Source organism: Microbacterium hydrocarbonoxydans (genome assembly GCF_900105205.1).
Lineage (GTDB): Bacteria > Actinomycetota > Actinomycetes > Actinomycetales > Microbacteriaceae > Microbacterium > Microbacterium hydrocarbonoxydans.
Map to the genome: position 1 here is coordinate 2,112,276 of NZ_FNSQ01000005.1, position 12,954 is coordinate 2,125,229.

The window sequence follows — 12,954 nt, forward strand, 5'->3', positions numbered from 1 at the left end:
CGCGCCAAAAATAGTCCAAAAAGATCTCGCCAAATCGCGTCGCTCTCGCTTCGAACGCACGATAGTAGATAGGGAAGGGAAAGTCCTAACTCATCTAGCTCCCCTTTGAACTAGGAGGGGAAAACCCGCGTGGGTCAACTCCTTGCCACGACATGACACGGGTTTTCCCACTAAATACCAAGGATATGACCATGCCATCACCATCAAGCATTGAGAGACACCCCGAGAGCGCGAGGCTCATCGAGGCAATCGCTAACGGTGTGCCCGGTGTAGAACTCGCACGGAGATATGGCGTCAGCGAGAGTGCCATTTCTAGATTCCGCGTGTCCCGCAAGGGAGTGCTGAGCCAAATAGTCGATGAAGACGGTACAGACCCCACGGAAATCCTTGGTCGGCTTCTAGACCTCAGCGACAGCGCAAGGGTGGCCCGAAAGCTCGCAGATGCGACAGCATCCCCGGCAGTTCGTGCACGTGTGATCGCGGCAGAGCTGTCCGTTCTCGACAGGCTCAGCAGATTGAACATTGACGACACCGCGATAGCTCGACTGAGCCAGGCCGTTGGCCCAATGGTGCGAACCATCACCCAGTTGGCGAAAGCCCATCCTCAAGACGTGCTGGATGCCCTCTCACAGCACGAAGAACTTGCAGACCTACATGACCACCTGAAGACCGCGCTCAAGGCGCAGAAGGCGAACTGACATGACTATCCAGACCTACCCCCGCACCTTTCACGTGCTCACATCAGGACTCACCGTCACACTGGGCGAGTGGGATGCGAACGTGCTCTATCGCGGCCAAACCTTCACAGTCACTGAAGAGCAGTATGAGTTCACCAAGGACAAGCGTGGAGCGAGTTGGCTGGACCTCACCGAGGAAGAACAGGTTGCTCGCTGGGGACACCAGAAGTTCAGCACGGGTCCGGCCCCTGACGGCATGGAAGTCGGCTTCGACGATTCGACGGTGCTCTATCGTCGCCGCGAGAACGCAGTCTTCGCCGCCCGAAAGCTCACCGATCCGGTTGAGCGAGCGGAAGCGTTCAAGGCCATCGAGCGCAAGTATGGTCGTCCGCAGAGCACACAGCGATCGGTCGCGTACTGATGGCTGACGGTGACGCCCGACTGAGGGCGATGCTGAACGACGCGAGCCGCCCGGATGCCGTACGAGATGCTGCATTGGCCGCTGAGCAGGCGTACAAGCCGCACCAATGGACTCCCGAGCAGGAAGCGGAGCTTGTGGAGCGTGTCCACGGCACAGAGCGTGAGTGGATCGACCGGATGATCGCAGAACAGAACGAGCGTCAGCGTAGAAGCTGACCCCCAGCCCCGTGCGAAACCTGAGGCGCACGGCCCGATGCCCTCCCCCTGTCTTCTTCCACTTCAAATGGGGAGGGCATCACTCTGTCCACAAACGATCGTTTAGGTGCGCGCTCGTTTGCGCATCTGGACCACGCTATTCTCGCGTTCACAAACCGTGTCCGTTATCTATGTACTCTCAGCACCGTTTGATTTACACTGGGTTGATGACGTCACAGCGGATCGGCTACGGCAGAGTCTCCACGACAGACCAGCACCCCGAGAGTCAGCACGATGCGCTCGTGACGGCCGGTTGCGATCTAGTCTTCATCGAGAAGTACACGGGCACGAAGGCAAGTCGCCCGGTCTGGGATCGAGTACGCGGTACCGACGATGCGCCTGGCATTCTTCGCAAGGGTGACACTCTCGTGATCACCCGCCTGGATCGGCTCGGACGAAGCGCGAAAGATCTTCTTCAAGTCGCCTCAAACCTCGAAGAGCGCGGGGTCGACCTCGTGGCAACAGAGCAGAGCATCGACACGACCACACCGGAAGGCAAACTCTTCTTCACGATGGTGGCCGCGTTCGCAGAGTTCGAACACTCCATGATCCGAGCTAGGACAATGGATGGACTCGCCGCCGCCCGCGCGCGAGGCAGAAAGGGCGGCAGGAAGGCCATCCTGACGCCAAGGCAGGCCGAGCGCATCCGCAAGGCTTACGAAGACGGCTCGACCATCACAGAGCTTGCTGGAGACTTCAAGGTGAGCCGCCCTACGATCTACCGGGCACTCGAAAGGACCAAGTAGTTCGGCAAAGCTTCTCGAGGCCAGCGCCCGCACCTTCACCGATGAGAGCGTGCCGACTGCCAAAGGCGGCAAGTTGTACCCGCCGACCGTGTGGGCGATCGTCACCAGCGAGACGGCCCACACTCTCTAGCGGGACGGACTACGGAACAACCGCGCCGTAGTAGCCTCTGTAGGCTCGCCTCATGGAAACGCCGGTCGTACTTGGCCTCATCTTTGCTGCCATGAGCTGCATCACGCCCTTTCTCGCGAACATCCGGAGGCCGAAGAAGAGATCCGTGGACTTCGTCATCCAGGGTACGCAGACTCTGTTCCACGTACCGCGCGGCGTGAACGTAACTGTCACGGTAGATAGTCACTCGGTCGAACAGGCCTCGGTTACTATCTTGCGCGTCGCCAACCTGGGCACCGAGGACATACTCCGCACCGAGTGGGATGGTCCGCTTGTGATCGATCTTGGTGCGTCTATGGTGATCTCCGCCCGGCAGATCGCGGCGAGGCCGAGCACACTGCGGATTCCTGCGCCTGTCTTACGCTCGTCTTCGATCGAGATTTCTCCGTTCCTCCTGAACTCTGAAGACCTGTTCGACCTACAGATTGTCAGCGCCGGGCCGGAACCGACGCCACGAGTCAGTGCGCGCATCGCTGGCGTCAGAGAGGTTCGCCGCCGACGGCCCGTATACAACCTTGGAAACGGGATCGACGGTGCTCTCGACCGGGGCAACAAGATCGTTTATATGGCTTTCACTGGCCTCTTCCTTGCGCTGATCGCCCTAGTGGCTTTCGCTCCGATGGAATCGAAGTCCGGCTCGCCGGTTCTGTTCGAACAACGTCTTCCGACGGTCTTTGTCTTCGTAGGCCTTTTGGGTCTGTACTTCGCGTTCCTTCGATGGGCAACCGTTCGGAACCAGCGTTGGCGACCTTCCTCCCGCTTCTGATCGCACGCCCTGACCGCGCGGCGTTGACGCGTTGCCGGGGTTCGTCGGGGGTAGCCCAGTGCTCCGCGACGCGCACAACAAACTGAGCTCGCTGCTCGGTCATCGGCGTAGTCTGAGCGCCATGGCGAAAGCGAAGAATCGGCAAGTCTCATCGATCAAAGTCGCTCGCGAAGAAGTAGCGAAGAATCCGCCGCCTCGTACACCTCATAAGTATGTGCCCCGTTCAGGCCCGGAGTATCGGTGTATCTGTGATGTCTACACTTCCGAGGGTGACCATTACATATGGGATCTCGCGATGTAGTTCTAGAGCGCTACGCCCCACGGGAGAGGAAGGGTACGCTGTGCGCATGCCTGAGTACCTGGACGCCGATGATCGGCCGATCAGCGAGGAAGAAGCGCTGGTATTGCCCGATGGGCATGTCTTCAAGTTGGTTTGGGAGGACGGCCGCTCGGTCGAGTGTACGGCCGTCCGCCGCGGTGAACTCTGGCGAGTTTCCAAGCGGCACAATGGAGCGCATGTACCCCTCGGCAGGGTTGAGAAGGTAGACCACCTCTACCTCCCAGTCAGCGTGTCGTACATGAAAGCTCAGGAAACCTTCTCTGCAGCCGCGAGGAAGTATCTGGAGTAGTGCAGAATCGGGCCGACGCCCGCTATCGTTCCGACCTACCGAGGCGGATCCAAAGCTCGAAGCAGTTCAGTCGCTCTTGGCCGCCCGCTTATCCTTCGCGCCACACCTTTGCGCTTGAGGCGTCGTAGAACTTAAGTTTCAGGCGTCGACCGCCCTCAGCTCTCCGTCGCCTCACGATCTCCTTGGCGCGAGCGACTACCTCTCGCGCGGCCCCCGCCTCCGGATCTCCGTGGATCCCGACGTACAGCGCGACAACGTCGCTCTCCGCGGACTCCAGGTGCTCGATGATGTGATCATCGTTCGGGCTCAAGGACGCGCCATGGATAAAGAGGGAACCGCCAAGTTCTCGGAACCGTGCGATTCCGAAGCGTAAGTATGCACTTTTCCCGATGCGCGCTTCCTTCTCTTCGCGCGTTCCCTCTGTTACCACAAGCGGGTACTCGCCACGACTGAGACGCTGCCGAAGCGATCGAATGATCGGGCCGTTCTCGTTGTACGACAGCTTGTAAAGTCTGTGATCTTCCACAAAGAGGTGCAGCGCTCCATGCAGGAAAAAGACGCGCTGAGTCCTAGAGGGATTCGAACTCCACACGAGCCTCCGGTCCCTGCCTGAAACCCATCCGAAGCCATCCTTCGTCGGCACCCGCGACCCATACTCGCGAGCCATGAGAGCCCAATAGAGAAGTAGGTCGTAGTTCAGCGTAAAGATGTTCGTGAAGTGTGACAGGAACAGCCGCGCATGGGTGATCTCATCGTCCTCAAGATGTTGCGCTCTCGCGGGGTGACGATCCGCGAGTACGTCCGCCAGGCCGTTCCGCACGACGCGAGCGTCGGCCTTCATTGTGCTGGCCCGCTCTGTACTTCCGCCGTACACGATCTCCAACGCCGCTGCCGCCCTCAATCGGTCGATCACGACCTCGAAGTTAGACGACCCAAGTGCCTCGAAAAGTTCCTGCTTTGTGACGGACAAGCCCGACAAACTGGCCTCGGCGGCAAGCGACTCGTAGTGAAAGATCTCGGGTGCGTAGTCGATGCTGAACCCGTTCCCGAGTAGAAGAGAGGCCACGTCGGTGTGTTCTTCAGCATGTGCCAGAGCTTCATCGAAGGTGCGGATTCTCACCATGGCTAGTATCGGAACCCATGCTGAGGCCCCGATTCGCGTTCTCGTTTTCGATTGGCGAGAGCCGCCAGCAGCTCGATTTTAGTGCGGTTGAGGTCACCGTTCGGGAACCGAATCTGAGTTACGCCCGCGATGTTGGTGGGCTCATCCGTACCAGCTTCCAGGAGGATCAGTGTGTTGCGCTGTCCGAGCCGTGCATGGGAGAAGCCAAGTTCGTGAATAACGTTCTGTCGCGCGAGTTTGCGTCCGTCACGGAGCTCATCTACCCCCGTCATGACTATGACTGCAACGGAGGCCTCAGAGATCATCTGTTCGACTACTTCGAAGGTTGTCCGTCCGACCCGGTCGTCACCCTCAAAGTAGGTCGTATCAAAGCCCTCGGCCTCGATGAAGTCCCGGACGACCTCCCATTTCGTATCGCCACCGTGCCCGATGAATACCTTGAAGGAACGGGTCTCATGGCTCAGGCGCGAGACATTGACGTTGCGTTCCAGGATCTCGCGGATTGTGTTCGCGATGGCGGAGGCCTCGTAACCCTCCTTCGGTTCAACAGCCCCAACGTACGATTCAAAGTCAGTGTTGACCCTGAGCCGAACAGAATTCGGGTCGATCTCCAAGTCGACCGCGAGGTTTGAGGCTTCATCCTCGAACCGGACTCGGGCGCTATAGCAATCATCTATGCGCTCAAGTGGGGCGCTCTCGTCATTGAGCCAGCTGAACTCCGTGTAGTCGCGCAAGGTTACCGAGAAGTTAGCTAGCGAGATGTGACCGCCCGCTTCCAGCGCCGCGCGGGCGTTGACTTGACGCGTAGCGAGATACTGATTGTTCTCTTCCTGGTACTCGGACTCCTCTGGGTCGGGCTCCTCAGCGAGCGTCTCGTAGTACGGCCAGAGCGTGAAAGGCGTCAGTGCGGCGCGGATATCCCGAAGGTTGTCGGAGGTAACGATGGCGTACGGGACGGTTAGCAGTATCTCGGGCACATCGGCAGGATAGCGTGCCGCGCGGACGACGCTTCCGCGCGGCACTCGGTACTCCGCTCACCCGTTGAGATCAGACGCCCCTTGATAGGCCCCATCGCCGGTTACGGAAGAATCAGCCGCTTCAGCGAGCCCTGCAAGGAGCGCCACGGGTTCTGCCCCCTTCACTGCGTCGGGTACGTCGGCGATGATCCGCCTACGCTTCCCGTTGCTCAGCATCAGCCTCGCGTTAGGCATCACAGCGCTGATGAGGCTCCTACGCTGTGCGACATCGACCGAGTCCCAAAAGGCGCTCCAGGCGCTTCCTACGCCCTCCTGGCCCACTTGGTGAATGAAATCCACAGCGGCATCTAGGGCCACTCCCCCGACGTTGGACGCGACCGCCTGATCAAAAGACTGCTGAAGCGAATCAATCTCCAGTCCCAGCCCGGCTATGTCGGCCTTCAGCTTGGGAACGTTCATTCCCGGCTCGATGAGGAGATCCTGAGTAAGGTCACGCCTCCGCCGAAGCTCTGCGATCCGCAGTTGAAGATCCTTGGTGTCAGACGACGTGCTGAAATCCTTGTCCAAGGCCGCGTAAGTCATCAGGGTGACCTTCACAGTTTCTTGAACTTCAATCTCTGCCGACGCCAGCAGCATGGTTGGATGCCTGAGCTTCGCTGTGGAAATCGGCCTACCGTCTGCGGCGCACTTCAGGTAGCTCTGTCCACGGCTTGAGGCGAGACGAACATAGTTCCCGCAGACACCGCACGCCACGAGTCCTGTCAGCGATTGCTTGACAGGCTCCCGGCCTCTGGTTGGTTTCCGTGAAGGATTCTCCAGAATCGCCTTCACTGCTTCGTGGGTCTCCACGTCGATGATGGCCGGGAGGTTTTCAGCGTAGAGAACGCCCTTGACCTGCAACCGCCCAACGTTGCGGGGACGGAGCAGCATGTTCCTAATCGTCTGCGGCCTCCACGAGTTCTCTTTAGCTCGATCACGGAGGATGCCCCGCTCAGTGAACTCTCTCGCAATCGACACAAGCGAGCGTCCGTCGAGTATCTGCGCATACGCCCATCGGAGGGCGTCAGCCTCTTCTTCTACGATGCTCTGCCGGTCCACAGTGAAGCCGAATGGTCGCGGACCACCCATGTCCTGGCCCTGTGTGAGCTTGGCCTGTACAGCGTGCTGAACCCTCTCCCCCGTACGCTCTGCCTCAGCCGCGTCCCAGGCCGCTACAGTGCGTGCTGTGGCCCTACCATCGGCAGTCGTGAGGTCGTAGGTCGGGGACACCTTGAACAGGTACCGGATGCCCTTCTTCTCCGCCACCTGAATCAGGTCTTCCCACTCTCGTGGCCGTCGAGTCAGGCGCGACATCGAATAGGCGACGATGACAGAGAACTTCCCCGCGTGCGCATCCTCAAGCATCCGCTGGAAGTCCGGTCGAGATTTTTTCGACCGGCTACTAGCCCCCCGGTCGTTGTCGCGGTAGACAGTGATCGCTTCCGCCCCAAGGCTCTCAGCGATCTCGCGGCACGTCACTTCCTGGTTCAGGACGCCGACTTCCGTGCCCTCTCGGTCCTGAGAGATTCGCGTGTAGATGGCAACCTTCATTTGCACAGCGTATAACGACTCTTCGCCGACACATCGATCCAGGTCTGCGTGGCGTCGTCGAATCGGCGATGCGTGCTCGCGAGACGGAAGTTGGTCACCGGCACCCCGCTCGCCGTGCGTCCCTGAGTGGGATCGGTGGCGACGTTGCCGACGATGGTCACTACATCGTGCATGTTCTCTCCTCGTGTTCCCGGAGCACCCGTCCGGATCGCTCAAGAGTGCGCCCTCGAGGGGTGCGCGAAGGGACGCGAACCCGGAGATCGTTCACAACCCCGGGCAGGCGCCCGCATGTGCAGGAGACGTCACGGCTTTGTCGTGGTGAACAGTCGGAGCGAATGTCGGTGGTAGGTCATACGTTCGAATCACGAAAGGAGATTCGATGTCCGACACCCTGATCACGTCCTCGCCTGAGGTCCCGTATGCAACTCCTCGGCTGTCGACGGCGAAAGAGCATCTCGTCCGAGCCTCGTCCCACCTCTGGCGCGTACAGGACGCACGAGGCCGGGTCCTCGGCCACCTCCGACTCGTCCCCGACCCGCTGGGCATGCGCTATCGCGCTGAGCGGCTGCATCTGGCCACGGCGGCGTTCCGTCTCGTCGGAGACTTCTGGAGAGCGGATGACGCTGTGGCCGCGCTGCGCGCCGGGTGACGATCTAGTCCTGGAGGTATCGTGCCCCCGGCAGGATTCGAACCTGCGACCAAGAGATTAGAAGGCTCCTGCTCTATCCCCTGAGCTACGGAGGCGCACAGATCTACCGTACCGCGCCGGTTCGGATGTCGGAGCCGTCGATAGGATGACGACATGGTATCTGCCTCAGAGAACGACCGCCTCGTCTGGATCGACTGTGAGATGACCGGTCTCGATCTCTCTGTCGACGAGCTCGTCGAGATCGCAGTCGTCATCACGGACTTCGAGCTTCGACCGATCGATCCCGGGTTCCAGGTGGTGATCCGTGCGAGCGACGAGGCCCTCGCGCACATGAACGACTTCGTGACGAAGATGCATGAGACCTCGGGGCTGATCACCGAGATCCCCGAGGGCGTCTCGCTCGCCGACGCAGAGGCCCAGACGCTCGAGTACATCCGGCGTTTCGTACCGCTTGAGCGCAAAGCACCGCTTGCCGGCAACACCATCGGCACCGATCGGATGTTCCTCGCCAAGTACATGCCCCAAGTCGATCAGTGGCTCCACTACCGCAACGTCGATGTCTCGAGCATCAAAGAGCTGTCACGCCGGTGGTACCCGCGAGTGTTCTTCCAGGCGCCGGCCAAAGACGGCGGCCACCGCGCACTAGCCGACATCCTGGAGTCGATCCGCGAGCTCCGGTACTACCGCGAGGCGGTCTTCGTCGACGAGCCAGGGCCCTCCAGCGACGATGCCCGCGACATCGCTGCCCGCACCGTGTCAGAGTTCACTCCGAACATGTAATAGACTCGTCTGGTTGCCGATCACGTCGGCACATGGTGGGTATAGCTCAGCTGGTAGAGCGCTGGCTTGTGGTGCCGGATGTCGCGGGTTCGAGTCCCGTTACTCACCCCAATCAGAAGGTCCGAGTCGAAAGACTCGGACCTTCTGTGTTTCCCCTGTTCGGAATACCCCCAGGGGGTACTATGTTGACGATCTGTGACACCACAGAAGGAGCGTCATCATGACCGTCCCCGATAATGCACATCACGCGCAGGCCGAGCACGCGCACGAGCGCCACGCCGCGCCATCAGCCCACTCGGCGCATGCAGGCCACACCGAGCATGCAGCCCACGCCGGGCATACAGACCACGCGGATCATGCCGACCACACCGGGCACGCGGGGCACACAGGTCAGTTCCAGCGCCTGTTCTGGATCATGCTCGTCGTCGCGGTCCCGGTCGTCCTCGCCTCGCCGATGTTCGCGATGATCCTGGGCTACGAGGTATCGGGGTGGGCACGATGGATCTCTCCCGCACTCGGATCGGTGATGTTCATCTGGGGTGGAGCGCCGTTCCTCTCCGGCGCACTGAGCGAACTGCGCAGCCGTAAGCCCGGGATGATGCTGCTGATCGCCCTCGCCATCAGCGTCGCCTTCCTCGCGTCGTGGGGCGCGAGCCTCGGTCTGCTGCATCACGAACTTGAGTTCTGGTGGGAGCTGGCGCTGCTGATCGTCATCATGCTCCTCGGCCACTGGATCGAGATGCGATCCCTGGCGCAGACCACGTCCGCGCTCGATTCGCTCGCCGCGCTTCTCCCCGACGAAGCGGAACGGGTGGAGGACGGCGAGACCGTCTCCGTCTCCCCCGACGAACTCCGCGTCGGGGATGTCGTGGTCATCCGCCCTGGCGGACGACTGCCCGCCGACGGACGGATCACCACAGGTACGGCGAACCTCGACGAGTCGATGATCACCGGTGAGTCGAGGACCGTTCGGCGCTCCGTGGGCGACGTCGTCGTCGCAGGCACCGTCGCGACGGACTCGGGACTGCGGGTCGCGGTCACTGCCGTCGGATCCGACACGGCTCTCGCGGGTATCCGCAAGCTCGTCGCGGATGCACAGGCAAGCTCCTCCCGAGCGCAGCGGATCGCCGACCGCGCCGCCGCGTGGCTCTTCTGGTTCGCGCTCGGCGCGGCGGTCGTCACGGCGATCGTGTGGTCTCTCGTGGGCATGCCTGATGAAGCGGTCGTGCGCACGATCACCGTGCTCGTGATCGCCTGCCCGCATGCCCTCGGGCTGGCGATCCCCCTGGTCGTCTCGATCGCGACCGAGCGGGCCGCACGGGCCGGTGTGCTGGTCAAGGATCGACTCGCGCTCGAGACGATGCGCACCGTCGACACCGTCCTCTTCGACAAGACCGGGACGTTGACGAAGGGCGCTCCGACTGTGACCGCGACCGAAGCCACTGACGGATTCGGTTCGGACACGCTGCTCGCTCTGGCGGCCGCGGCAGAGGCCGACTCGGAGCATCCGCTCGCGAAGGCGATCGTGGCGCACGCGGCATCACAGGGACTCGCCGTCCCCGTCGCGACCGACTTCACCTCCTCCCCTGCCACCGGCGTCAGCGCCACCGTGGAGGGTCGTCGGGTGAGTGTCGGCGGTCCGCGCCTGCTCGCGGGCATCTCGGGCACCGAGCTGTCCATCGCGGATGAGTGGCGCGCCGAGGGCGCGATCATCCTGCATGTCGTCGTCGACGACCGCGTCGTCGGGGCGCTCCGCCTGGCTGACGAGGTGCGCCCCGAGTCCTTCGACGCGGTGAGAGCGCTCCATTCTCTGGGGGTCGAGGTCGTGATGGTCACCGGCGATGCTGCGGCCGTCGCCGAATCGGTCGCCGCACAGCTCGGGATCGACCGGGTCTTCGCCGGAGTCCGTCCCGAGGACAAAGCCTCGCGCGTCCAGTCGTTGCAGGCGGAAGGGCGCACCGTCGCGATGGTCGGCGACGGAGTGAACGACGCGCCCGCACTCGCGCAGGCCGATGTCGGGCTGGCGATCGGAGCCGGCACGGATGTGGCGATCGCCTCGGCCGGGGTGATCCTCGCGAGCGACGACCCGCGCACAGTCCTGTCGGTCATCGAGCTCTCGGGATCGAGCTATCGCAAGATGACGCAGAACCTGTGGTGGGCTGCCGGATACAACCTGCTCTCCGTCCCCCTCGCCGCGGGGATCCTCGCACCGGTGGGCTTCGTCCTCCCGATGTCGGTGGGTGCGATTCTGATGTCGCTGTCGACGATCGTCGTCGCACTCAACGCGCAGCTCCTGCGCCGAATCGATCTGCGTCCCCAGTCGCTCGTCTGAGTGCGGCGTCAGACGGCGAGCGGTCAGGCATAGGATTGCGTGGTGCCGCTCGCCGTCTGGTTCCCCCTCCTCGCCGCCTGCGTGGTCATCAGCTTCACCCCCGGTGCCGGAGCGATCAACACCATGTCGAACGCGCTCAGTCAGGGATGGCGACGCTCGATCTGGGGCATCATCGGCCAGCAACTCGCACTGATCGTGCACGTCGCCATCGTCGCGGCCGGGCTCGGATTGATCGTCTCCCGCTCAGAGCTGCTGTTCAACGCGATCCGCTACGCCGGCGCCGCCTACCTGGTGTTCCTCGGCATCCGACTCATCCTGTCGAAGCCGGTCATGACCGGCAGCGACGACGAGAGGACGATCGACCTCCACGAAGGCCACTGGTCGATGATCCGTCGCGGCTTCTGGGTGAACCTGCTCAACCCGAAGGCCATCGTCTTCTTCCTCGCGTTCATCCCCCAGTTCATCCGCCTCGACCAGCCGCAGCTTCCCCAGTACCTCACGCTCATCGCGACGGTGATCGTGGTCGACATCGTCGTGATGTGGGGCTTCTTCGCCGCGGCGGCACGCCCGTTCCGCAGCCTCACTCGATCGGCGAGGGGACAGCGGACGCTGAACAGCGTGTTCGGCGTCCTGTTCATCGCCGTCGCCGGCCTGCTTGTCTTCCTGCACTGACGCGGGCACCCCGTCTCGGCAATAGGCTGGAAGCGATGGAGATGGATTCAGCAGCATTCGAGGAGCTCGTGATCGACGAGCTCGACCGGCTGCCCGACGAGATGGTCGACGGGCTCGACAACGTGGTCTTCGTCGTCGAGGATCGCCCCGAAGACGGCAGTCTCGATCTTCTGGGTCTGTACGACGGCCTCGCCCTCACAGAACGCACGCAGTACGGGACCGGCGAGCTGCCGGATCGCATCGTCGTCTACCGCGAGCCGCATCTCGCCGCCTGTGAGAGCGACGATGAGCTGCGCGACGAGGTGCACACCACCCTCGTGCACGAGATCGCCCACTTCTACGGCATCGACGACCGACAGCTGCACGAGCTGGGGTGGGCATGACTCCCCTCGCCTCTCCCGACATCGATCTCGACGAGGCCACGGATCTGACCGCGGCGCCGCTCGAACCCTGGGAGGTCGTGGTGTGGAACGACCCGGTGAACCTCATGAGCTATGTCGTGCGCGTCTTCCGCACCTACTTCGGCTACTCGCTGGAACGGGCCACGCAGCTGATGCGTGCCGTGCACCACGAGGGACACGCGATCGTCGCGACCGGTCCGCGCGAGACCATGGAGGTCCATGCGCAGGCCATGCACGACTACGGCCTCTGGGCGACGGTGCGCAGGAGCGATCGATGACGGAGACGCCTGTGCAGCTGAAGATGGCGAGGGTGGAGGGTGCGCAGCTCGCTCAGCTCGTCGACGACCTCCGCGAGCTGGTCGGGGCGGATCGCGACCCCAGCGATCCGGCGATCGGACGTCTGGTCCCCGACGCCTACCCGCAGGACGAGGATGCCGCCCAGGCCTTCCGGGATGCGACGCGGGAGGATCTGCTCGATCGGCGTGCGCACGACGCCGATGTCGTCCGGGCCGCGCTCGCGGCTCTGCGCGGCGATCTCGCCTCGATGTCCCAGGAGGAGGCATTCGCAGAGCACGAGATCGCCATCCCCCTGCCGGACATCGACGCGTGGCTGCGCACCCTCACCGCGCTCCGACTGATCATCGCGTCGCGCCTGGGGATCGAGGACGACGATGATCGCGACGAGGACGACGCGCGATACGGCGTCTACGACTGGCTGGGATACCGCCTCGAACTGCTCATCGACGCAGCGGATCAGGTGATCTGAGC

17 protein-coding genes and 2 tRNA genes are annotated in these 12,954 nt (G+C 62.4%); 14 read left to right on the forward strand and 5 right to left on the reverse strand.

Annotated features, from left to right (window positions below; genetic code table 11):
* The first annotated feature begins 191 nt into the window (after positions 1–191).
* The 6 genes from BLW44_RS17775 (at position 192) to BLW44_RS10490 (ending at position 3,662) form a co-directional block, all read left to right on the forward strand.
* The gene (locus BLW44_RS17775) at positions 192–698 is read left to right on the forward strand and encodes a hypothetical protein (protein ID WP_139305270.1); all 507 of its coding nucleotides are present in this window, start codon (positions 192–194) and stop codon (positions 696–698) included.
* Position 699: 1 nt separating this feature from the next.
* Positions 700–1,098 carry a hypothetical protein gene (locus BLW44_RS10470; RefSeq protein ID WP_060925912.1) on the forward strand — a complete coding sequence of 133 codons (399 nt, stop codon included), beginning with the start codon at positions 700–702 and terminating at the stop codon, positions 1,096–1,098.
* 29 nt (positions 1,099–1,127) lie between these two features.
* Positions 1,128–1,313, forward strand: coding sequence for a hypothetical protein (locus BLW44_RS10475; RefSeq protein ID WP_139305271.1), 186 nt, complete (start codon positions 1,128–1,130; stop codon positions 1,311–1,313).
* A gap of 206 nt (positions 1,314–1,519) precedes the next feature.
* Entirely contained in the window at positions 1,520–2,098 is a 579-nt protein-coding gene (locus tag BLW44_RS10480; RefSeq protein ID WP_060926042.1) for a recombinase family protein, read from the forward strand.
* A gap of 182 nt (positions 2,099–2,280) precedes the next feature.
* Complete coding sequence (locus BLW44_RS10485) at positions 2,281–3,033, forward strand: hypothetical protein (RefSeq protein WP_139305272.1); 753 nt, start codon at positions 2,281–2,283, stop codon at positions 3,031–3,033.
* A 347-nt stretch (positions 3,034–3,380) separates the two neighbouring features.
* The gene (locus tag BLW44_RS10490; protein ID WP_060925909.1) at positions 3,381–3,662 is read left to right on the forward strand and encodes a hypothetical protein; all 282 of its coding nucleotides are present in this window, start codon (positions 3,381–3,383) and stop codon (positions 3,660–3,662) included.
* A gap of 88 nt (positions 3,663–3,750) precedes the next feature.
* Here the strand turns inward: BLW44_RS10490 and BLW44_RS10495 are convergent, their stop codons facing one another.
* Genes BLW44_RS10495 through BLW44_RS10510 form a run of 4 tightly spaced genes read right to left on the reverse strand, consistent with a single transcriptional unit; the run spans position 3,751 to position 7,525 of the window.
* Positions 3,751–4,785 carry a DUF4917 family protein gene (locus BLW44_RS10495; RefSeq protein WP_060925908.1) on the reverse strand — a complete coding sequence of 345 codons (1,035 nt, stop codon included), beginning with the start codon at positions 4,783–4,785 and terminating at the stop codon, positions 3,751–3,753.
* A gap of 2 nt (positions 4,786–4,787) precedes the next feature.
* Entirely contained in the window at positions 4,788–5,762 is a 975-nt protein-coding gene (locus tag BLW44_RS10500; RefSeq protein WP_060925907.1) for a TIR domain-containing protein, read from the reverse strand.
* Between the two features lie 57 nt (positions 5,763–5,819).
* Positions 5,820–7,352, reverse strand: coding sequence for a recombinase family protein (locus BLW44_RS10505; RefSeq protein ID WP_060925906.1), 1,533 nt, complete (start codon positions 7,350–7,352; stop codon positions 5,820–5,822).
* A complete protein-coding gene (locus BLW44_RS10510; RefSeq protein ID WP_082724457.1) occupies positions 7,349–7,525 on the reverse strand; it encodes a single-stranded DNA-binding protein in 177 nt (58 codons plus the stop codon). Before BLW44_RS10510 ends, BLW44_RS10505 begins: the two co-directional genes overlap by 4 nt.
* A 206-nt stretch (positions 7,526–7,731) precedes the next feature.
* On the opposite strand from BLW44_RS10510, the gene BLW44_RS10515 reads away from it, so the two are divergent.
* Positions 7,732–8,001, forward strand: coding sequence for a hypothetical protein (locus BLW44_RS10515; RefSeq protein WP_060925905.1), 270 nt, complete (start codon positions 7,732–7,734; stop codon positions 7,999–8,001).
* Between the two features lie 22 nt (positions 8,002–8,023).
* Here BLW44_RS10515 and BLW44_RS10520 read toward each other — a convergent pair.
* Positions 8,024–8,096: transfer RNA gene (locus BLW44_RS10520), tRNA-Arg, on the reverse strand.
* A gap of 58 nt (positions 8,097–8,154) precedes the next feature.
* Between BLW44_RS10520 and orn the strand changes: the two genes are divergently transcribed.
* From orn to BLW44_RS10555, 7 genes are all read left to right on the forward strand, one after another.
* Positions 8,155–8,781 (forward strand): oligoribonuclease, encoded by a 627-nt coding sequence (gene orn / locus BLW44_RS10525; RefSeq protein WP_060925904.1) that lies wholly within the window; start codon positions 8,155–8,157, stop codon positions 8,779–8,781.
* A 35-nt stretch (positions 8,782–8,816) separates the two neighbouring features.
* Positions 8,817–8,892, forward strand: a tRNA-His gene (locus tag BLW44_RS10530).
* Positions 8,893–9,001: 109 nt separating this feature from the next.
* Entirely contained in the window at positions 9,002–11,113 is a 2,112-nt protein-coding gene (locus BLW44_RS10535) for a heavy metal translocating P-type ATPase (protein ID WP_060925903.1), read from the forward strand.
* Positions 11,114–11,155: 42 nt separating this feature from the next.
* Positions 11,156–11,785 (forward strand): LysE family transporter, encoded by a 630-nt coding sequence (locus BLW44_RS10540; protein ID WP_060926041.1) that lies wholly within the window; start codon positions 11,156–11,158, stop codon positions 11,783–11,785.
* A 35-nt stretch (positions 11,786–11,820) separates the two neighbouring features.
* Positions 11,821–12,168, forward strand: a complete 348-nt coding sequence (locus tag BLW44_RS10545) for a metallopeptidase family protein (RefSeq protein ID WP_060925902.1) — start codon at positions 11,821–11,823, stop codon at positions 12,166–12,168.
* Positions 12,165–12,464, forward strand: a complete 300-nt coding sequence (gene clpS, locus BLW44_RS10550) for an ATP-dependent Clp protease adapter ClpS (RefSeq protein ID WP_060926040.1) — start codon at positions 12,165–12,167, stop codon at positions 12,462–12,464. Before BLW44_RS10545 ends, clpS begins: the two co-directional genes overlap by 4 nt.
* On the forward strand, positions 12,461–12,952 hold the full coding sequence (locus BLW44_RS10555; RefSeq protein ID WP_060925901.1) for a DUF2017 family protein: 492 nt from the start codon (positions 12,461–12,463) through the stop codon (positions 12,950–12,952). The genes clpS and BLW44_RS10555 overlap by 4 nt, the downstream gene beginning before the upstream one ends.
* Positions 12,953–12,954 lie beyond the last annotated feature (2 nt).